General features: G+C 54.0%; 14 protein-coding genes. 8 read left to right on the plus strand and 6 right to left on the minus strand.

From position 1 onward, the window contains the following. Positions 1–507: 507 nt before the first annotated feature. Together D5261_RS16380 and D5261_RS16385 are read right to left on the minus strand one after the other, a co-directional pair. Positions 508–3,411 carry a helicase-related protein gene (locus D5261_RS16380; protein ID WP_119324281.1) on the minus strand — a complete coding sequence of 968 codons (2,904 nt, stop codon included), beginning with the start codon at positions 3,409–3,411 and terminating at the stop codon, positions 508–510. Positions 3,412–3,475: 64 nt separating this feature from the next. After that, a complete protein-coding gene (locus tag D5261_RS16385) occupies positions 3,476–3,961 on the minus strand; it encodes a hypothetical protein (protein WP_125206283.1) in 486 nt (161 codons plus the stop codon). Positions 3,962–4,178: 217 nt separating this feature from the next. On the opposite strand from D5261_RS16385, the gene D5261_RS16390 reads away from it, so the two are divergent. Beyond that, positions 4,179–4,430 (plus strand): ankyrin repeat domain-containing protein, encoded by a 252-nt coding sequence (locus D5261_RS16390; RefSeq protein ID WP_119324279.1) that lies wholly within the window; start codon positions 4,179–4,181, stop codon positions 4,428–4,430. A gap of 134 nt (positions 4,431–4,564) precedes the next feature. On the opposite strand, the gene D5261_RS16395 is transcribed toward D5261_RS16390, so the two are convergent. After that, the gene (locus D5261_RS16395) at positions 4,565–6,118 is read right to left on the minus strand and encodes a hypothetical protein (RefSeq protein WP_119324278.1); all 1,554 of its coding nucleotides are present in this window, start codon (positions 6,116–6,118) and stop codon (positions 4,565–4,567) included. A gap of 312 nt (positions 6,119–6,430) precedes the next feature. Here D5261_RS16395 and D5261_RS16400 point away from each other — a divergent pair, with 312 nt between their 5' ends. From D5261_RS16400 to D5261_RS16410, 3 genes are all read left to right on the plus strand, one after another. Further along, entirely contained in the window at positions 6,431–9,709 is a 3,279-nt protein-coding gene (locus D5261_RS16400; protein ID WP_119324277.1) for a beta-L-arabinofuranosidase domain-containing protein, read from the plus strand. Positions 9,710–9,792: 83 nt separating this feature from the next. Continuing rightward, positions 9,793–10,575 carry a helix-turn-helix domain-containing protein gene (locus tag D5261_RS16405; protein ID WP_301002558.1) on the plus strand — a complete coding sequence of 261 codons (783 nt, stop codon included), beginning with the start codon at positions 9,793–9,795 and terminating at the stop codon, positions 10,573–10,575. 134 nt (positions 10,576–10,709) lie between these two features. Beyond that, on the plus strand, positions 10,710–13,526 hold the full coding sequence (locus tag D5261_RS16410) for a hypothetical protein (protein WP_119324275.1): 2,817 nt from the start codon (positions 10,710–10,712) through the stop codon (positions 13,524–13,526). 80 nt (positions 13,527–13,606) lie between these two features. On the opposite strand, the gene argG is transcribed toward D5261_RS16410, so the two are convergent. Further along, the gene (argG, locus tag D5261_RS16415) at positions 13,607–14,956 is read right to left on the minus strand and encodes an argininosuccinate synthase (RefSeq protein WP_119324274.1); all 1,350 of its coding nucleotides are present in this window, start codon (positions 14,954–14,956) and stop codon (positions 13,607–13,609) included. A gap of 161 nt (positions 14,957–15,117) precedes the next feature. Here argG and D5261_RS16420 point away from each other — a divergent pair, with 161 nt between their 5' ends. Further along, positions 15,118–16,113 carry an alpha/beta fold hydrolase gene (locus D5261_RS16420; protein WP_119324273.1) on the plus strand — a complete coding sequence of 332 codons (996 nt, stop codon included), beginning with the start codon at positions 15,118–15,120 and terminating at the stop codon, positions 16,111–16,113. A 28-nt stretch (positions 16,114–16,141) separates the two neighbouring features. Here the strand turns inward: D5261_RS16420 and D5261_RS16425 are convergent, their stop codons facing one another. Further along, positions 16,142–16,462 (minus strand): L-rhamnose mutarotase, encoded by a 321-nt coding sequence (locus D5261_RS16425; RefSeq protein ID WP_119324272.1) that lies wholly within the window; start codon positions 16,460–16,462, stop codon positions 16,142–16,144. 50 nt (positions 16,463–16,512) lie between these two features. Continuing rightward, positions 16,513–17,109 carry a hypothetical protein gene (locus D5261_RS16430; protein ID WP_125206282.1) on the minus strand — a complete coding sequence of 199 codons (597 nt, stop codon included), beginning with the start codon at positions 17,107–17,109 and terminating at the stop codon, positions 16,513–16,515. Positions 17,110–17,334: 225 nt separating this feature from the next. Here D5261_RS16430 and D5261_RS16435 point away from each other — a divergent pair, with 225 nt between their 5' ends. The 3 genes from D5261_RS16435 to D5261_RS16445 all read left to right on the plus strand — a co-directional run bounded on the left by D5261_RS16435 (position 17,335) and on the right by D5261_RS16445 (position 20,991). Beyond that, complete coding sequence (locus tag D5261_RS16435) at positions 17,335–18,495, plus strand: GntR family transcriptional regulator (RefSeq protein WP_119324270.1); 1,161 nt, start codon at positions 17,335–17,337, stop codon at positions 18,493–18,495. A gap of 446 nt (positions 18,496–18,941) precedes the next feature. Beyond that, on the plus strand, positions 18,942–19,820 hold the full coding sequence (locus D5261_RS16440) for a DUF1559 family PulG-like putative transporter (RefSeq protein WP_119324269.1): 879 nt from the start codon (positions 18,942–18,944) through the stop codon (positions 19,818–19,820). A gap of 289 nt (positions 19,821–20,109) precedes the next feature. Next, positions 20,110–20,991, plus strand: a complete 882-nt coding sequence (locus tag D5261_RS16445) for a DUF1559 family PulG-like putative transporter (protein ID WP_165864571.1) — start codon at positions 20,110–20,112, stop codon at positions 20,989–20,991. Positions 20,992–21,285 lie beyond the last annotated feature (294 nt).

The following is a 21,285-nucleotide window of genomic DNA, read 5'->3' on the forward strand; positions in this document are numbered from 1 at the left end:
GCCTGGATACTTGGTAAAATTGGTTCCCATCGTCATTTAGTACTCCTCTTAAGTAACCTGAGTCGCGGATTGGATCACATCGTAGGAGAATGTCATTGGGTGGGCAGGAAAAGTATAGATCCACCGTTCCCTTCAAACTGCTGTCCAAAAGTGAACGTCTGTCCTTTCGTCGGGATGCGCACCCATCCGGCCGACGTCGTTTTTGGATCAACCTTCGACCTGAGCCACGCCTGCGCCCTCGTCGCGCCCACCACAATCAGCGCGGCGCACAGCGCCGCCAATGTCCATTTTCTTATTTCCATAGAGTTCTCTCGGTCCAAGTTTCGAATGTTGTCGTTTCAAAAGGCGCTAGCGAACGCGCCGGCGATTATGGCTCATTCGACCAATAAGGATAGGAACTGCAAAAACAAATACCGGAAGCCAGTCGGGCATCACATATCTGTACTTGCGTCGGCGTAAGTGCTGGGCATCGGAAGTCGTTGGCAACGCCAAAAGTCTAATACAGAATCATGCTATTTCTTCTATCATTTTTTTCAATTCGTGTGATTGTTGTTCTTTGGGTTTGAGATACACCGAACAAATACGAGTGCACAATTCAGGATTGTAGTGATTGCTATTAAGCCAACATTGGACCGCAGATATCGCTTCTTCTTCGATTGATAGAGGACTTATTAGTGATTTGGGTTCGTCATATCCACAATTAATTAAATCAAGAGATGCGCTGATGTCAATTTCTTTTACGGTTTTAGTATCGATATCATATAGAATTACATAGTAGCCTGCTTGGTATTCCAGCAATGCTAGTATGCTATGCTTATGTGAGGTCGTAGATTTTGCCGTGAATAGTGTTGTAGGCAATTCTGATATTTCACTTTGATATTTTTTGAAAATTGACATATGATTGAGAAAAGAAGGTGATGTGTCTTGGAGGAGCTCTTCTGGCAATATCAGATTTTCAGGATAAGCAGCAATATCTGATTCTGTAGCTAGAGATATTGTATAATCAGAGTTTTGTCCGTCCGCGTTAGGTAATATACTTCTTCCTATGAGACTCCTTGAATTGTCATGTCGTTCGTGTAATCTTGAAATCATTCTTTTGATAATCTTTGCCGCCTGAGTCTCTTTATTGTGTAGCGTGGGTTCAAATGTGTAAATGTGTATAGCACGATTGCGTTCTTCCGTCATGCGTAAAACACGACCAGCTCGTTGAAATAATTCATCAGCACTTTGAGGCAAATCATAATTTATTATTATATTAGCATCTTGCATATTTAAGCCGATACCGTCAGCATCTGTGCATATTAAAATGTTGTATTCTTGCTCATGTTGAATGTCACTTACTCCTGAAGAACGAGGAGAAAAATGTTCAATGATATTTTTTCTGTTAGTGAGTGATTTAATAGTATGCTTATTATTTTCTTTCTGTACCGTACATGCAATTTTTGTAAACGGGAAATTATTTTCTAAAAGCTTGTGTATACTCATAGCTGTTAAGTGTCTTTTTGTGAATATAATAGCCTTTTCTTTTTGTTCAATATGTGTTTGGATAATGTTCTTTAGTTTGACGAATTTTTCTTCTGTTTCTAAGTTTATTTTGTTTAGTCCATCGACTATAGGGTTTAGTATATTCTTTCGAAACTCTTCGCTGTGTGTATAGTTTGTACGGTAAAAATCGGAGACTGTTTCGGATGACAATGGGATGCTTAATTCTTCGTTGTTGAATATTTGCATTTGTACTTGCTCGTCTTTTTTATGTGTATTATCGGGAGCATTGTTTCGGCATCTGCTAATGAAATACAGCATCATGTCTACAGAACCTGTCCATGCAAGTATGGCATTGTTGCTTGAAACATCTGCGGCTATTAATTCATTCTTATCTTTTTGTTCATTAAAAACATCGAAAGGAATACGGTCTGCTTTAAATACTTGGTTTTCAAATGCATGTTGTATGTCTTCTTGTAAGAATAATGAATATTCTGTCCTGTGCAGAACTATTTTACTGGGGAAATAACGATTTGACTGTCTGTCAGGCATAGAAATGAAAATTCTCCCATCTTCTTCTACATCCTTTCTAGAAATCGCCATTTTTAAAAGAGTAATTATTCCTAAAATACTAACTATCGGCAAATTTTTAACTTCTGATAAACTATTTACTTTCCAATGATCGCTATCATGGAATAAATTATCTTTTTGAGGATATAAAGGTAGCATCCGGAGAAGACTGTTTAAGTCTTGACGATCAGTTCCATAAGGAGTCGCTGTTAACAGTAGGACGCTTCCGCCTGTATTGTGGAATTTATCGATTCTCTCTCTCACTATGTTAATTTTAGCTTCTACGCCTTTTGTGTTTTGACGTTGTATGTTCGCGTCTTTTTGCAACATTTTACGATATACATGCGCTTCATCTATAACTAAAACACTGTTTTTGTTGCTTTGTTCTAAAAACTTTAACAATGTGTTTATTTGGTGTAACCTATTGTGAGATTGTTTTTTGAACAGAAGACTAGTGTCAAAATATTCAAAATTTATATTTCTACTCCTCAATTGTGCTTCCCACGCTGACTTTACACTCTTTGGTCCTAATATAATAGCTAGAGAATCTCGGTTTGTAACTCGTCTGATAATTTCTGAGCCTATAATAGTTTTTCCGAGACCTGTTGCTGCTAATACAATTGATCCCTTGTATTTGTTTATTTGTTGTTCACTTGAATTAATTATTCCTTTTTGGAAATATGTCGGTATATACCCACCTGGGCCTAGTAGCGGTACTTCTCGCTCATAAGCAAACTGTAGAAACTTTAAATATGCTTGAAAAGGAGACGCCATTTCAAGCCACGTCTTGAGGCATAATTGTAAGGCCTCAATCAAATCATATGAGTTTGTAATTGTTTCATCAAAATGCTCTATGAACTGTTGTGTGTCTCTGCTTGATAATACGCTTGCTTGTTCGTGATTACCAGCTGATCCCAAGCCCTGTTTTGTAAAATTTGTCGAGCCATGCCAGATGATTTTATCATCAATAATATAATATTTGCAGTGAAACAGACGGGGTGTATTAGTCTCCCATGCTCCTCGGATAATAAAATGTTTTGCTTCTATACGTTTTAATAAATCCGCTACAGTTTCTGAAAGAGGCGAAAGTGATCTGCCAAGCTCCAGCAGAATTTCATTGACGAACACAGGAATAGTGTTTTCGCCTTGGTCATTTCCAACTAGTATCTGTAATTGAACATTTGCTCTTAGGCTTGAGCGACTCTGTTCATACCCTGACAGCCTAAAATAGCCACTCGTTATTCGAATAATAGATTTGGCAATAGGGAAATAAGCTTTGACAAAGCATAGGCCAATTCCGCGCCCTACACCTGAAATTGGCTTCTTGTTTGATCCGTACCGAACTTTGTAATTCGACATGAATTTCCTCTAATGTTTATCAGTTACAATTATTAAAATGAAACAAAGCTGCTAGTTAGATTGTCTAAGATAACTTTTTCTGAGATCTAAAAAAGGTGAAGAATGAGAAAACTAAGACCGGACGCCAGCCCGGGATCGCAAGCCAGGACTCGCGGGGCATAAGCTCTGGATGGGCGCTGGGCATCGGAAGGATTCGGTAGCGCCAGAAGCCAATGTGGTTCCACACGGAACGCGGCGCGATCAGTCGAGAGCGCTGGAAGAAGCGGCCGCCCCAGTCGAACGGTTTGAGCTTGTAATGGGGATAATCCTTGAAGCTATACTGTCCGGTTCCTATCCAGAAAGATCCATCGCCGATCCAGGGAGTTCGGTAGTAGCGTTGTTTCACATAGGGACCATGCCGACTGTCGGAATCGACACCTACAGAGGTGTATCTTCCAAAGTCCATTATCCAGAAAAGTAGAAATAAGATGGCGATGACTGCACTGATGATCTTTAGCGCTTTTGAAAAGATCACGGATACAGGAAACGTCTTTATGATCGTAGCAGGCATATCGTTATTATGGCGTGAGCAATGATATAATCGACGTTGAGGATCGAACATTTCCATGAGCTTACGTAATGAACTGCATGAGGCGTTCAAACGAGGCGATCGATAGCCGATTGATGCCCTGGTGATAGTCGACGCGGATATCGAGGAGCGCAATGGATAGGTCGGACGCCGTTGATGGCAGTCGCCATCGATGGTCAGATGGATCTGGTGAGGCGGCATGTGGAAGTGGGGGACGGATCCGTTTGCCGTGGACGCCGAAGGAAAATCCGTCATGCATATGGCGGCGATGCGTGGCGGTCCGGAGATCGTGCGCTGGCGGACTGGCTTGGGCGCGGATGTAAACGCCGTCGAGGGGGACGGTTCCGCGACTCCCCTACATCTAGCGGCAGCGCATGCGAAGCGCGCCGAACAAGCGGATTGGCGGCGGCAATATCGAGCGCTGGGATTCAGTCAAAAAGACCGCGTGTGATATCGCTTTGGAGATTCGAGAAATGGTCGGGGAGGACAATGGAGGTCATCGCGGCGCTTGCTTGAACGCCAAAAAGCGCCCCTGCGAAGAATTGCGGTTCTTCGCGGGGGCGCACTTTGTGTTATGGCCGGTTGTTAGCGGCCGCTTCGGTCGCCGCCGCGTGGTCCGGTGGCTCGTCCGCCGCCGCCCGATCCCTGGTCGCCGCCACCACCGCCGGAGTTGCGGTCGTCGCGGCTGCTGCTGCGATTGTCCTGACTGCCGCCGCTGGAGCTGCGGTCGGCGCGCCCGCCACCGCCGCTGCTATATGTGCGGTCGCCGCCCGTGCTGTATGTGTGGCTGCCGCCGCTGTTGTAGGTGCGGTCGCCGCCTGTGCTGTATGTGCGGTTGCTGCTGCTGGAGCCGCGATCGTCGCGGCCGCCGCCGTAAGATCGGGTGGTGGATCCGCTGTCCGTACGAGACGGCGCCGATTCGTCCGCGCCATGGAAGGTGCGATGGCCGTCATTGAATACGCGGCCGTTGTCCGACGTCTGACCGCCGTCCGTGGGACGACCTCCGCCGAAGGTGTGGCCCGGTTCGGTTGTCCGGCCGCTGCTGTACGTGCGTCCGCCGTCCGATGTGCGTCCGGTGTCTGATGTCCGGCCGCCGCCAAAGGTATGGCCGCCGTCCGACGGCCGGCCATTGTCCACGGTCCGGCCGCCTTCGAAGACGTGGTGATCGTTGCTCGGGCGTCCCGTGCTGAAGGTGTGATCGCCACGGTACGAGTGGTCGTTTCCGTAAGTGCGATCGCCGATTGTGGTGCGGTCGCCATGGAAGGTCCGGTCGTTGCCGTATGTGTGGCCGCTGGGATCGATGCGGCGTCCACCGCCGCCATAGGAACGATCGCCGGCTTCAAACGGCCGTCCGCCGCCAAATTCGCGATGACGATCCCAGTTCGGCCGGCCGCCCCAGTCGTAGACGTCGCGGTGATAGTACGATTCGCGGTACGGCGCCGGATGCCGGTAGTAATAGTCGTGGTAGTGGTCCCAGCCGTAATAGGGCCGGCCGCCGATTTCGATGAAGAAACCTGCCGTCGCGATAAAGATCCCGCCCCGGTAATATGGTCTGCCGCCCCAGTAGCCTCCCCAGCAATTCATGCCGTCATACCAGCCCATGCTGATATAGGAGTCCCAGCTCGGCGCGATGCCGACAAATACCGGCGAGGCCGGGTGGAACTTCTCCGTGAAGGGATACCAGCGCGCGCCGGGGACGGTCGCGTTCTCCAGGTAGCCGTTGCGCGGGACATAAAGCACCGGAGCGGTTCCTTCATTGACGAAGAACATCTCATTGGTCGGAGAAACGGCGAACTTCATCACGTAGAGGTTATTGTTGGTGAATGGGACGACGATGGTTTCGCCGGACTTATCATAGAGCTGATATCCGCCCTTGTCGAATACCGCGCGCCGGATCGGCGCTTGCTGGTCTTGCGGCACTTCCGCCCAGTTGAACACCGAGTCCTGACTCGTGTTGACGGCGCCGGAATCATAATCCTGATCCTGCGAAGCGGCCTGCCCAATCGGCGGCGCCATCGTTATCGGCGGATCGGCGAACGCCGCCATGCTCGTCATCATGAGCGCGGCCGTCGCGACAACGCCGGCCCCGCGCCGGGCGAGACGCTTGCCCGACGAGATGATATTGATCGGTTTCTCCATCGCTGTTTTCCTTCTCAATTTGCTCTGAATGATAAATGGTTCTTATGCTAATATTAGAGACGTCATTGCAGCCTCGCTGGTTCCACAAAATTTCGAATATTTTACAGAAGCAAGTAATTTTCTTTACGGGGATCGACCTTCATGAAAAATAGCGCCCGTGAACAAAAAAAGGCCGCGCGATCATATTCTGTGTCGTCCATTCTGATTGGTAAGTTTCGTCATCAGAATCTGCATAAATGTACTCTGGCGACATAGAGCAGGGAATGATATAATGAAATGTACTAACATTTGAGAGTTTAGGATAGTAACCCAATGAAACGGCGTAGTTTTTTAAAGTATGGACTGACCGTCGCTGGTGGAGCGATGCTGCCTGCGTTTGCGGCGCGAACGGATGCCGCCTCCTCCGCCAAAGCTGCTCGAACGCTCAGTCAGGTCAAGCCTGAGGGCGCCGGCGGCTTATACGCCCCCAATCGCGCTCCCTTACATCCCTCGGCTTTCATGAAGCTGCCCATTGGAAGCATCCATCCGAGCGGATGGATGAGGGAGCAGCTGGAGAACCAGGCGGAAGGATTGAATGGCCGAATGATGGAGGTCTCAGATTATCTCGACATCCATAAGAGCGGCTGGATCATCCCCGCAAATGACGGATTTGAGGAATTAGGATACTGGCTTCGCGGCTTTGCGCCGCTGGGGTACATGCTTGGAAACAGTCGCATCATCCAGGCGACCGCACAATGGGTAAAAGGGATCATTGCTACTCAGAAGCCAGACGGCTGGTTCGGTCCGACTCGGCTGCGCACATCCATGGACGGCGGCCCGGATATGTGGCCGCATATGCCGATTCTGTACGCCGTTCGAAATTATCACGAGTATACAGGCGATTCGATTGTCATTCCCTTTATGACTCAATACTTCCGGTATCAGACCACGCAGGATCCGAAAGTCTTTGGGGGCGGGTGGGGCGGATTTCGCTGGGGCGATAATATCGACAGCATCTACTGGTTATATAACCAAACGGGAGACGTATTTCTGCTGGATCTGATCAAGTCGATCCACGCGCATTCCGCGCCATACACGACGGAGATGCCTACGTATCACAACGTTAACCTGTCTCAGGGATTTCGGGAGCCAGCGCAGTATAGCATGCTGGATAACGACCCAAAATATGTTCGCGGGACCGAGCGCGTTTACGATACGATTATGGGCATGTTCGGGCAGTTTCCGGGCGGCGGTTTTGCTGGCGATGAAGGCTGCCGCCCAGGTTTCGTCGATCCGCGTCAGGGGTTTGAAACGTGTGGGATCGCCGAACTGATGCTCAGTTTCGAGATCCTTACGCGGATCACCGGGGATCCCAAGTGGGCGGACCGCTGCGAGGAACTGGCGTTCAATTCGCTGCCCGCCGCGCTCGATCCCAACCAAAAGGGAACCCATTATGTCACAAGCGCCAATTCTCCCTCGCTCATGAGCGAAGGCGCCAAGCATCGTCAATACGACGATAGCCCCATGGGAATGCAGACTTATAAGCCGGGCGTGCACGATTACCGGTGCTGTCCGCATAACTATGGCATGGCCTGGCCGATGTACGCCGAAAACCTATGGCTGGCGACGGCGGACGGCGGGCTTTGCGCAGCGATGTATGCGCCGAACTCCGTGACGGCGAAAGTCGCTGGCGGTATTCCCGTGACGATCGTTCAAGAAACCGAATATCCATTCCGGGATACCATCACCTTAAACATCACTCCACAAAAGCCAGTTTCGTTTCCGCTCATTCTGCGTGTCCCAGAGTGGTGCGACAGTCCGACGGTCCGCGTGAACGGCGTCACGGAGCCGGCGCGCGCCAAAGGCCGCTCCTATCTGATTTTGGAGCGGTTCTGGCGCGGAGGCGATGTTGTCGTTTTGCATCTTCCGATGCGAACGGCGGTTCACAAATGGGCGGGCAACAAAGACGCCGTTTCAGTTTCACATGGCCCACTGCACTATTCGCTGGCAATTCAGGAAAAATGGGTGCGCTCAGGCGGAACGGATCATTGGCCGGAGTACGATCTGCACCCGATGTCGCCTTGGAACTACGGACTGATTCTTGATCCCGCAAATCCCGCGCACTCGTTTGATCTCATACAGAAAGGACGCGCCATCACGGGCAATCCATTTACCCATGAAGACAATCCCGTGGAGCTGCGCGTAAACGCGAAGCGCATCCCGCAGTGGCAAGTCGACGGAGACGGCGTCGCTTCCATGCTTCAGGCGAGTCCCGCCATCTCTCAGGAGATCACCGAGAGGATCGGATTGATCCCGATGGGGGCGGCTCGCCTTCGATTGACAACCTTCCCCACCATCGCCACATCCTCGGATGGGCATCTTTGGCGGCATGCGCCGACCTATGTCGCGACCGTGAAATCGTCCAACGACAACAACTGGCCATGGACGCCGCAGTGTTTGCTATACGACGCCCAGCCGTCCAGCTCAAAGGACTTGAGGACGCCGCGTATGTCGTTTCAGGATAGCCGTCCCACCGAATGGATTCAATACAAACTGCCGAAGCCTGTCCGCATATCCAAAGCGTTGATTTACTGGTTTGAAGACGCCGGAGATAGGTCTGGCTGGTATCCGTTCAGCGGCGAGTTCCATGCGCCGAAGTCCTGGCGGCTGGAGTACCGAGATGGAGCTTCCTGGAAACCCGTTCGCGGCGTTGCGGCCTATGGTGTCGCGCTCGACCGGCCCAACATCGTTGATTTCGACCCCATCGTCGCCTCCTCGCTGCGATTGACGATCGATACCGGCAATCGACCGGTGAGTCTGTACCGATGGGATGTCTTTGACGGCGATACGCAGCTTGTTCCAACGGTGTCCGAAAAGGCTATTTCCGTGCTGGGGCCTTTCGCAACAGGACCGCGCTCCATTGGCGGTGCGCCGGTTGTTTGGCTTGAAGCGGGCAAAATCGAGGAGATCGCCGACGGCGGCGCAGTGAATAATTGGTACGATCAGTCTCCGAACGCCGTGGATGCGCTGTCCAGCGGTGAGGCGGCGCCGACTTTCGCCGCAGGCGCCATCCATGGTCACGCCGCCGTACGCTTTAGCGCTGTCCACAAGCAGTATCTGATCTTCGACCGCCCGGTGCAGGACGATTTCACGATCGCAGTCTTGTTCCAAAGTACGCAGGGAGTGAGCGACAGCGCCAATTATTTCCAGGGCGCGGGTTTGGTCCAGGGGGAAGTTGGCGGAGAAACGGAAGATTTCGGCCTCGCGCTGAACGCGAAAGGTCAAGTGATCGCGGGCGTCGGAAACCCCGATACTTCTATTGCTTCGCTGGGAGGATTTAACGACGGCAAGCCGCATCTGGCGATCTTCCAGCGCGTGAGATCTACCGGAGTATTCACACTCTTCGTCGACGGAACTATGGCCGCCTCCGGTGTGGGAGCCACGAAAAGTCTCACGGCTCCCGCCACACTGGGCGTCGGGGCGCAAAGCAACGGCGCTAATTGTTTCACCGGCGATATCGGCGAAGTCGTGATCTACGATCGAGCGCTCTCGCAGGAGGATCGCAAGGCGCTGGAGGAGCGTCTTACGGCGCAGTGGGGTCCGTTGGGGTAAGATGATGTCTATCTCCAGCGAGGCGGACAGGCACTTTGGGCAGCACGGAACTTCACATCACGACCTTGGCCGGCGTCCACGCATTGGATGCCGGACATCTGATCTCTCGCGGGAAAAGAAGGCATCCCGATCGGATTTGGAATTCGTTCCTTTTGATCTATGTGGCGTCCGGGGTCTTGAGCATTCAAGAAGGTGAGACGCCCTTCACGGTGAGCGCCGGCGAGACGCTTCTGTTGTGGCCGGGCCGGCGTCACTTTGGTCGGGAGGACTACCCGAAAGACCTGACGTTTTTCTGGCTGCATTTTGACTGTCCTGACGCCGCGCCAGGACTGGAGGCGCAACCGCTGACGGTTTCTCAGCATGTCCGTGTGGCCCGTCCGGAAAAGCTCGCCGAGATGTTCCGCTGGTTTCTCGACGATCAGGAAAACGGCGTCCGCAGCCAGCTTGCGGCCGATTTGGTCGCCACCCTGATTCTCTGTGAATCGGCGCGCGCATTGGAGGATTTGAAGGATGATGATGCGCCCCGATCACCGCTTGCGGGGCAAGCGCGCGAATATATCCGCACGCACTTTCGTGAACGGCTAAGCGCGTCGGTCGTATCGCATGCAATGAGCGTCAACACCAATTACCTCTCCCGTATTTACAAGCGCTCTTTCGGCAAAACCATGACTGAGGAGATCAACACCTGCCGCATGGCGCTGGCTCGGGTGAAGCTCTTGGAAAACAAGGAAACCGTGGACTGTATTGCGCGTGAAGTTGGCTATCATGATGTCGTGTATTTTCGCCGCGTATTCCAACGCAGCCATGGAATGACGCCTCGCGCTTATCAACGCGCATTCTCACACGACAATGTTGTCAGCTATTGAAGAGAGGTGATATCCCTAGCGCTCCAAGCGCTTTGATCCCGCATCGTGTGCGCCGCCTCTTTTGAATTAATAGTACTAAAGGTTGTTATTGCTGTCTTTGTTGCGATTTGTCACTTTGACATAGGAGTCATGATATGATGCCCTCTCTTTTCTTGCGTCGCTGGCTGAAAACTCTCACGGTCAGCGCCTTTGCGGTGTTTGTCGTGTTGTTAAAGGCTGCGAACGCTTACACGACGGTAGGCGATACGGCTCATCCGGATCAACTGTACTCCGCGATTATGAACGTCTATAACAGCGGGGGAACCGGGGTTACTATCAATGCCGGCGTATATAACATTCCCGTCAGCACGACGGGATATACATGGACTTTCAGCGCCATGTCGAACTTTACAATCAATGCTCCTAACGTCCGACTTGTCTTCAGCGACGCCGCCTATAACGAGATCAATTTCTATCACTGCGTCAACTTTACTTTCCAGGGAGCGATAATCTCGGCGGCGATCCCAAACTTTACTCAGGGAAGGATCTATAACGCCGGCAGCGATGCTCAGGGGCCGTATATCGATGTGCAGATCGACGCCGGATATCCCATCGACTGGACGAACACAGTTCACTGGCCTTACGACGCCTCTCGGCAGAGCCAATTTACGAACTTTCAAGTCTTCGATTCCAAGACGCGCCGGTACAAGCCTGGAACCGGCGATTATGGCGCGACGCTGCCGCCCGCAACCTTGAACGCCGCAAACCGTCAGTATCGGTTCCATACCGATGGCAATAATGACTTTTTGCCCGCAAATCATTTAGTCGTGAATGGGGACATCGCCGGGTTTCGGGGAGGGGGCTCGCGCTTCTTTAACATTGATGGGTGCTCCAATCTGCTGCTCCAGGACCTGGTAGTCAATACTGGCGGTATTGGCTCCTGGCAGTGCGGCAACGGTCTTGTCACGATCAATCGCTGCAACTTCGTCTATCAAACCCCGCCCGTCGTCGGCTCAGCGATCGGAGTGTTTGGGCCGACGGGAATGGCGTCGGGTAACAACAGCACTGGCCTGCATATGACGAATTCTCTCTGGCAAGGTTCGGACGATGACGTTATCAACGACGACGCTAATCCCGGATACACGGGGCAAGTCAATGGAGCGACTTTGACGTTTGGGCAGGGCTATTGCCCATGGCGTGCGGGCGACACCGTCTATTTTTACGACCCGAGCGGAAATTTCCTGGGACAAAACACGATCGTCACCACTCCTATCCCCAATTCTGCTTACACGCCACCGGACAACACTTATGCGGGGTGGGGGCTCGCGTGGCGCAATGTCACGCTGGCGCGGCCCGTCTCGCTTGCTTACAAAAGCCGTGTGATCGATCTCAATTGGAGCGGCGCCAACTTCACGCTGAAGAACGACGTCTTCCAAAATTACCGGGATATTGGCGTGATTGTCTGCTCGTCCAATGCCGACATCGAGAATTGCGTCTTTGACGGCGGCACGGTGAGCGCAATCGCCAGCGAGAACTTCTCCAACAACATGGTGATCAAGAATAACGTTCTCACCAACAACTGTCTGCGCTGGAACTATGGCAATACGGAGGGTGGGCGCAACGCTGGGGCAATCCAGATCGACGATGGATACGATACCTACGGCGGCGTTCAAGGCGCAGGGCTGACGCTGTTCAACACGCTCATTCAGAACAATGCATTCGTCGGAAACGGAACCATCAATATTGGACTGGAGAATGCGGCGAGCACCGGACTGCTGGGTAATGCTTTCTTCAACACGCATCCGGCAGGGCCAGGAGCAGTTGTCGCTCCCGTGGGCATTGTCAACGGTCAGGATTCGAACTGCGAAATTTGGATGAAGAACGATTACGGAATTACGCTGGCAGGCAACGTCGTCGGAAATGTTGGACCTTACGGGACGCAGCTCGCCGAGATTTCTTCCGGATGCTCCAGTATCTTGGGCGCATCTTCGGGAGTGACACTGCAAAATCCGACTGCTTACTACGCGAAGAACGCCGTTGTCAACCATGGCGTTGTCTATCCCACCGGCGCTTCGGGCAGCGGATATGTTGGCGGGTTAGATTATTCGGACAGCTCCGTAACTTTCACGGTGAACGCGCCTGTCGCTGGAACATATCCCATCATCGTTTACTACGACAACGCCAGTACGGACGTTACGGGACATTCCGTGACCGCCACCCACAGCATCGTGGTGAATGGAAACGCAGGCTCGCCCATTCCAATCAGTTATCCCTTTACCGGGCCGTGGGGCGTCTTCGACACCACATATGTTACCGCCGCATTCGCGCCATTGAATGCGGGAAGCAATACGCTGCAATTCAAGCAGGCGACAAACAAAGCGGAGTTGGACAACATCCAGATCCCGGGAGCAAGCGCATCGAGCAGTCTCGTTCAGGACGCAGATATCAATAGTCCCGCGATCGCAGGCGGCGCGACCTTCTCCAGCGGAGGAGGCGCCGTGAGTGGGGCGGGTTGGGATATTTGGGGATCGAGCGACCAATTCAACTTCGCCAGCCAGCCGTTCACCGGGAACGGAACGGCTATCGTCCACGTGGCGTCTTTCTCATCGGGAGATTATTGGGCTAAGGCGGGACTGATGCTGCGCGAGAATCTGACGCCAGGCTCGCGGATGGTCATGGCGTTGGCCGCCAACCACGCCGAAAGCCAGGTGAACGCCCGTGTCAGCGCCGGGCAGAATGCGCAAACGACCGGCGATATCGGGACGGGTGTGGGCCTCTGGTACAAGCTTGTGCGCAGCGGCGACCAGATCACCGCCTACTCCTCGGCGGATGGAGCGAGCTGGACCTCATTCGGCTCTCCGGTAACACTCGCGGGGCTGTCACAGGAGGTATTTGTCGGGATGGCGGTGACATCCACCAACCAATCCGCGCTGGCGACGGCGGTGTTCGATCACTTCAGCATCGCCCCTTAATAAATATGGCTGGACCATTGAGGAGTTTCGTCCTCAATGGTCCAGCCGTGTCAATTCGTTGTCTTAAATTTGGATGGACTCTATTCGGCGCTTTCGTCCGCCTTCGGCGCGTCGAGCAGGCGCAGGCCCTCCATGGCTTGCGTGCTGATCAGACCGGCGTTCGCGTAGACAAATAGCTTGGCGCGGCTGTCGGTGATGTCGAGGTTGCGCATGGTGAGCTGGCCGATGCGGTCCTGCGGGGTGAAGCTGCCGTCGTACTTCTCCATCGTCAGGCGCTCGGGAGCGTAGGTGAGGTTCGGGCTTTCGGTGTTCAGGATCGTGTAGTCGTTGCCGCGTCGCAGCTCGACTGTGACTTCGCCGGTGATGGGCTTGGCGACCCAGCGCTGGAGGGTTTCGCGCAGCATCATGGACTGCGGGTCGAACCAGCGGCCCTCGTAGAGCAGGCGTCCGAGGCGGCGGCCCATGTCGCGGTACTGCTCGATCGTGCCTTCGTTGTGGATCCCTGTCACGAGGCGCTCGTAGGCGATGTGGAACAGCGCCATCGCGGGGGCTTCGTAGATACCACGGCTCTTGGCTTCGATGATCCGGTTTTCGATCTGGTCGGACATGCCGAGGCCATGGCGGCCGCCGATGGCGTTTGCTTCCAGCACCAGGTCCACGGGGCTGTCGAACGTCTTGCCGTTGAGGGCGACCGGCAGGCCTTCCTCGAAGGTGACCGTAACTTCCTCGGGCTTGATCGCGACATCTTCGCGCCAGTGCGCGACGCCCATGATCGGCTCGACGATCCGCAGGCCGTTCTTCAAGAACTCTAGATCTTTGGCTTCGTGCGTGGCGCCCCAGATGTTCGAGTCGGTGGAGTAGGCCTTCTCCTTGCTCATGTGGAACTCAAGGCCGGCCTTTTCCAGAAGCTCGGACATCTCCTTGCGGCCGCCAAGCTCGTCGATGAACTGCTGGTCCAGCCACGGCTTGTAGATGCGCAGCTCCGGGTTCACCATCAGGCCGTAGCGATAGAACCGCTCGATATCGTTGCCCTTATAGGTGCTGCCGTCGCCCCAGATATCGACGGAGTCTTCCTTCATCGCGCCCACCAGCATTGTGCCGGTCACCGCGCGTCCGATCGGGGTCGTATTGAAGTACGCGACGCCCGCTGTGGTGATATGGAACGCGCCGCACTGCAAGGCCGCGAGACCCTCGCGCACCAGCTGCGGGCGGCAGTCGATCAGCCGCGCCGCCTCCGCGCCGTACTCCAATGCGCGGCGAGGAATGCTGTCGTAATCCGTCTCATCCGGCTGGCCGAGATGCGCGGTGTAGCAGTAGGGGATCGCGCCCTTCTGGCGCATCCAGTAGATCGCGGCGCTGGTGTCCAGGCCCCCCGAAAATGCGATCCCGACCTTTTCGCCGATCGGGAGAGACTGCAGAATGTTGCTCATGTACGTTCCCTTGTAGACAAATCAAACACCTTATGATACCCCAAGAGACCGGCGGAGATCGCCGCCAAAAGATTCGAGGGTGAGAAAGAGTGACTTGCGGGTAAAAGGTCTCAAATCGTCGCCGACGGATAGGATGTTGATGACGTCAAAGGAAAAAAGCCATGACTGCATTCTCCGTAAAAAAGGCAATACCCGTCATATCCACTCTTTTTGCGCTCAGCGCTTGTCTTCTCGGCGCGCCGGACACTCGGGCCGCGCCGCCGAGCGATCCTGACTGGCCCTTCAACGCGAAGACCTTTGGTCGAACGTTTACCCATCGATTCACCACGGTGAACGGCGTGCGTCTACATTATGTCATCGGAGGCAAGGGGGATCTCGTCGTGCTGCTGCACGGCTACCCGGAGACCTGGTATGACTGGCGAAAAGTGATGCCGGGCCTGGCGGCGCATTACACCGTCGTGGCGCCGGATATGCGCGGTTTAGGCGAAAGCTCGATTCCCGCTGATGGCGATTATACCAAGAAAACCGTTGCGGACGATATTTACAAACTCGTGCGAAGTTTGGGACGCAAGCGAGTCTTTCTCGTCGCGCAGGATATGGGGGGACCAGTTGCGATTAGCTATGCGGGAGCGCATCCCGGCGACGTCCCCGCTCTTGTCTTTATCGAGAGTGGGATACCGGGCTACGGCCTGGAAAAAGCCATGGATCCGTCCCAGGGCGGTATGTGGCACTTTGGCTTCTTCGCCGCTCCGAAATTTCCCGAGATGCTGACGCGCGGCCGTGAAAGAGAATTTTTGACGGCTTTTGCCTTCCGAAGCCATTTCGTCTATCAGAAAACCGCTTTTACCGACGCCGATATCTCCGAATACGTCCGTCGCTACACAAAACCAGGCGGCATGACGGCCGGCTTCGGCTATTACCGCGCATTCGCCCAGGACGCCAAGGACAGTCAGAAAATGTTCGCCAAAACCAAACTCACGCTGCCGATCCTGGCAATTGGCGGAGCGCATGGCCTGAAAGCTACCAGTAAAGAAAATGTCGAGCGTTTAGACGCCAATGTTACCGGATTAATCTTCTCCGATGCCGGCCACTTTGTGAACGAGGAGCGGCCGGGCGAGCTCAATAAAGCCGTGCTGGCTTTCTTCGCCGGAAAGTAAATACACAGGCGCCCCGCGCATGCTCCCGCTACGCCAGATGAAAGACTTCCGGCAGCGGAACCATCGCCGCGTCGGGCGCCTGGCCTTCGAGGCTCTCGAAGTAGGGCGCCATCTCGCGCTGCCAGCGCGCATTCACCTCCGTCCGGGCCATTGCGGCCGTGGATTCGGCGAAGTTCTCGACCTCCACATAGCCAAACAGCAGGCCATCGTCACGCAGGAAGAGGGAGTAGTTGCGCCACCCCGTTTCCCGCAGGGCGTCCTGCATCTCCGGCCAGACGTGGCGGTGGCGCTCCTTGTATTCCTCCAGAAGCTCACGCTTGATTTGTAGACAGAAAGCGACTCGCGGCAATTTTGGGCTCCTTTGTTATGAGGATCGCAGGAAATGTCGGCGTTTCACGGTTAACCGTAAGGGTATTGTACTTCCGCGGACATTTCCCCGGTCGATGGACGGTAAAATATGTAGAGAGAATGAAAATGCGGCGAGTTGGCGCTGGGGACAAGCGCCGCCATGTTGGACGATGTAGACGTAACAAAACACTGCACGTCCGCGCCGGCGACATAATCCTGTTCGATTTGTGGATAATCGTCATGAAACACTTTGGCGAAATGCTCGTCCAATTTTGGCAGCGCAAGTTCTCTGGGAACGAAAACACCGGGAATATGCAGCTCGTACTCGGTGAAGATTCCCAGCTTCTGGTAACTTGGAAGGCGGGTCAAGTTGAACTTGCGGACGGCCTTGTCCGCGTCCTTTGGTGAAACATGGAATGTGCAGTATCCGGAGCGTGTCGTTCCGACCATGTGACAATCGAGGTCCTGTGGAATAACGCCTTGCCCTCGAAACAGAGTGGATACGTCAGAACGCAAAAATGGCTGATTGCTGATATCCCAAAGAAGTCTGCCGCCATATGGAGTGAGCCAAAGCGCGAACACCGCCAGCAGCACCAGTGGGATGGTTATCACAACAATTTTGAACGCGCGTCCCGCGATGAGCAGCAAGACGATCCATTGGCGTTTTCGCGCAAGATTTACTTTCATGGTTTGTCCTATCGATTTTCCAGTTTACCACGCAGTGTACGCCTGCTGGAAATATCGGCCGAATATTCGGATATTTCGCAAAGATTTCACAATTTCCTTGACAGAAGAAAATATGTTGTGCTATGGTGAATGTATCGTTGGATTTCTTATGGTAGGGTGTGAAAGCGTCGTGGGAAAGAGTGATCAATGCCTGATATGAGCAATGGTGTGAGGCTTCCGGCTGCCGAGCGGCTTGCCGCGGCGCTTTTGGGCCGGATTGAGCGGGGGGAGTATGCGCCGGGCGAGTGGCTGCCGACGGAGCGGGAGCTGGCGGCGGAGTTCCGCGCGGACCGGTCGACGATCCGTTCCGCGCTTTCGTCGCTGGCGGCGAAGGATTTGATCGTGCGCGAGACCGGGCGTCGGCCGCGTGTCAGCCTGCGCCCGGCCGATGAAGCGGGCGACCAAAACTCGCGTGAGGCGAAGGTCGCGCTGCAAACGCTGGCGGTGCTCTCGCCGCAGACCCCGCATTACCCGGCGTCGCCCTCCATTCAGCGCGGCGTGCTGCAAGTGCTGATCAACAAGGAAGCCCCGTACCGATTGATCGTCTTCGATAACAACGCGGAGACGCGCGCCGAGACGATCCGTCGCGAGCGGCGCGCGCTGGAATCGATCCGGAACGAAGGCATCAGCGGCGTCATCGTCTGGCACCAGGGCAACCTGCACACGCTTCCCGATTTGCGGCTTCTTCAGGAAGCGGGGATCCCGATGGTGCTGGTGGACCGGTGCGATCCGTCGTTCGCCTGCGACTTTGTCGGGATCGATAACTCGGCGGCGGCGCGCGAGGCGGTCACGCATCTGCTCGATCTGGGGCACCAGCGCGTCATGCATTTGACCATGGACGATCCCACCATCACGGTTCGGGACCGCGAGCAGGGGTATCGTGACGCGATGATGTCGCACGGCATTCGCCCGGAGCCGGATTGGACCTACCGGATGTCGAACGCCGTGCATTTGCAGCCGCCCGTGACGAGCGCGGCCGATCACTTCCTGGGACTGGCGGAGCGGCCGACCGCCGTATTTGTCTTGAACGACCTGATCGCGCATGAGTTCATGACGGAGCTTCAGGCGCGCGGCGTCCGCGTGCCCGAGGACATCAGCATCATGGGCTTCGACGATATGGATCGCCATTCGCTGCGCCCATCTCCATTGACCACCGTGCATCAGCCGTTTGAGCAGATGGGGGAGAAGGCCGTCGACCTGCTGCTCACCCGCCTCGCCCAGCCGGCGGGCGCTCCCGTCGCCCATCGTCACATTTTGCTGCCCACGCGATTGGTCATCCGCACGTCCTGCATCCCGCTTCTTCCATAGAAGCGGGATGGATCGTCCCCTTCCTCCGCCTTCGCATCTCGCCCCAGCGCCGCCTTTGCCCGCTACAGAAACGTCATTAATTGTTTGGACGAACTCTGGTAGGGTCAATCGAGCCGCGCAGAGCGGCCTCCTTGCGGACAAACACCGTAACCATCATCAATCCAAATAATTTTTGTACATATTTTATGCCGAACAAAATCTGAAAATATCTTGGTTTTGTGCGAAGATTCAATTGACATCACGTGGAAATCCACCTATAATATGCATCTAGAGCAATCGGAAAGCGCCTTTTCGGATGATCTTTGGATGCGAAAACGGGGATCATGCAGGCGCCAAAGATGAGAGCAGCCGGCCTTAATATGGGTTTATTATGGATTTTGTGTGGTTTCCGCGAACTCAGCGCGGCAGTCGAAATGTTCATTGATCAGTAAAAGAAGGAGAAACGCATGTCTGTTGCCATTAACCCGCTCCGTCGTGGTTTCACACTCATCGAACTACTCGTTGTGATCGCTATTATTGCCATTCTAGCAGCCATTCTCTTCCCAGTCTTCGCCAAGGCGCGGGAGAAGGCGCGCCAGATCAGCTGCGCCTCGAACTTGCGGCAGATCGGCATTGGCATACTTCAGTATGTTCAGGATAACGACGAGAACTATCCCACAGGCGCCCAAAACTGCCCGCTTGGCCAGGGTTGGGCCGGCCGTGTCTATCCTTACATCAAAAGCACAGCCGTTTTCAAGTGTCCCGACGATCCCAGCCCGGCGCCGCCGACGGGCTCGTATACCCTTTCGTATTCCGCCAATTTCAATTTCCTGCGCACCGATGGCGGTTCAGCCAATGATCCTCATTCGGGTCAGAATTTAGCGTCGCTCAGATCGCCCGCCAAAACCGTATTCCTCTGTGAGACGGAAGGCGACTATGCGCCCTTGCTGGATCCGGCGGAAAACAATGGGAATGGGGTCATTTCAGCAACCACAAACGGCAATTACAATGGCACCGTCTACGCTTTCAATGGATACAATACCGGCGGACGAATGGCGACCGGCTGTTTAGGCGGCTCCAACTGCTCCGCCTATCTTGCGGCGCCGGCAAATTTTTATGAGGGCTTCACGGCGCTGACCGGACTTCACACCGATGGCTCCAACTACATGATGTGCGACGGCCATATCAAGTGGTATCGCGGCTCGCAGGTCTCCGGCGGATCGAATGCGATCGCGGCGGACTGCCAGCAGGGCGGCGGCGCTCCGTCGGACTGCACGACGACCGTCCAGACAATGGCGGAAGGCACGGAGGGCAGCCGTTTCGCGGTAACCTTCAGCACGCAGTAAAATCGCCGCTGCACCGACCAGATTTCGCTAGGCATAGCCCTCCGCGCCTTCGGACGTGGAGGGCTATTTTGCGCAAGGATCTCCCTTTTTGGCTCCAAAATCCCACTTTGGATTATTCTTGGATTTATTATTTTGAGTTTTGTCCCAATTGCACTTGACAGAATACTCACGATCTGTTATATTTGTGCATCAGTGGATTTCTATTGGATTTCATTGGTGTGGATGTTCATTGTACTTCGTTATCCAAAGCAGGATCTACCCTGCTTTTTCGGGGCAAAAGGAGAATTATTTGCATACTGTTGGAAATCGAAGCCGTTCTGGTTTCACTCTGATCGAACTTCTCGTTGTTATCGCTATCATTGCGATTCTCGCCGCTATTCTTTTCCCCGTTTTTGCGAAGGCCCGTGAGAAGGCGCGCCAGATCTCCTGCGCGTCCAACGAACGGCAGATCGGTATCGGAATCCTTCAGTACGTGCAGGATAACGATGAAAATTTTCCGGCCGGCCGGAACGACCAGGGTCTTCAGCTTGGACAGGGATGGGCCGGGAAAGTATATCCCTACGTCAAGAGCACGCTGGTGTTCCACTGCCCGGATGATCCCAATCCTCCCCAGAGAGACGCCGTCAACTATCAAATTTCCTATACCGCCAACTTCAACTTCCTGCGAACGGATGGCGGATCCACGGGCGATCCCCACTTTGGACAAGCGCTGGCGGTGTTGAGTTCGCCCGCGAAGACCGTCTTCTTGTGTGAATCGAATGGCGATTTCGCGAAATTGCTGGACATCAATGAAGGCAACGGTAATGGGATTCAGTCGGCGACGACGAACGGCAGCCTCGACGGCAGCATTTATGCAGCCGCGAATTATGGGAAAGGCGGCTCGATGGCGACCGGTTGCTTGGGCGGCGTCGACTGCTCGGCGAATGTTGGTGGCCCTGGGGGGAATGGCTTCCTTGCCAAGACCGGGCTTCACACCGATGGCTCCAACTACATGATGTGCGACGGCCACATCAAGTGGTATCGCGGCTCGCAGGTTTCCGGCGGATCCAACGCTCTTGCCGCGGACTGCCAGCAAGGCGGCGGCGGCGGGGCGGAATGCGCGGGATCCGATAACACTGCCGCCGAAGGTACGGAAGGCACACGTTTCGCCATCACATTCAGCGTCAAATAACTTTGACTGAGTCGCGCGATCTAAAATCGTGATTTGGTATCGCCAGTTCGCCCTTCGTATTTCGATACGAAGGGCGAACTGGCGGTAAGCTTCCGCCGAAAACCTGGATAAACAGTCTCTACAGTTTTGGATGTTGTATGGATTTGCCTCTTTGCTTTGGAAATTTGGAAAATTTCTGGCGCGAAGGGGTGATTTTATCTGTACATAGTTCCGAAATCGGGTAAGATGTTCCTGTGTATCATTCCGAAAATCTTTGTATGGTTCCGAAGATCTGTTTGGTCGATCCCTCCGAAA

It is taken from the genome of Capsulimonas corticalis (assembly GCF_003574315.2).
Lineage (GTDB): Bacteria > Armatimonadota > Armatimonadia > Armatimonadales > Capsulimonadaceae > Capsulimonas > Capsulimonas corticalis.

Excerpts from the sequence above, each read along its gene's own strand:
- D5261_RS16410 (WP_119324275.1), top strand. The coding sequence starts at position 10,710 with ATGATGCCCTCTCTTTTCTTGCGTCGCTGGCTGAAAACTCTCACGGTC.
- D5261_RS16440 (WP_119324269.1), top strand. The coding sequence starts at position 18,942 with ATGTCTGTTGCCATTAACCCGCTCCGTCGTGGTTTCACACTCATCGAA.
- D5261_RS16380 (WP_119324281.1), bottom strand. The coding sequence starts at position 3,411 with ATGTCGAATTACAAAGTTCGGTACGGATCAAACAAGAAGCCAATTTCA.
- D5261_RS16420 (WP_119324273.1), top strand. The coding sequence starts at position 15,118 with ATGACTGCATTCTCCGTAAAAAAGGCAATACCCGTCATATCCACTCTT.
- D5261_RS16395 (WP_119324278.1), bottom strand. The coding sequence starts at position 6,118 with ATGGAGAAACCGATCAATATCATCTCGTCGGGCAAGCGTCTCGCCCGG.
- D5261_RS16385 (WP_125206283.1), bottom strand. The coding sequence starts at position 3,961 with ATGCCTGCTACGATCATAAAGACGTTTCCTGTATCCGTGATCTTTTCA.
- argG (WP_119324274.1), bottom strand. The coding sequence starts at position 14,956 with ATGAGCAACATTCTGCAGTCTCTCCCGATCGGCGAAAAGGTCGGGATC.
- D5261_RS16435 (WP_119324270.1), top strand. The coding sequence starts at position 17,335 with ATGCCTGATATGAGCAATGGTGTGAGGCTTCCGGCTGCCGAGCGGCTT.
- D5261_RS16400 (WP_119324277.1), top strand. The coding sequence starts at position 6,431 with ATGAAACGGCGTAGTTTTTTAAAGTATGGACTGACCGTCGCTGGTGGA.
- D5261_RS16390 (WP_119324279.1), top strand. The coding sequence starts at position 4,179 with ATGTGGAAGTGGGGGACGGATCCGTTTGCCGTGGACGCCGAAGGAAAA.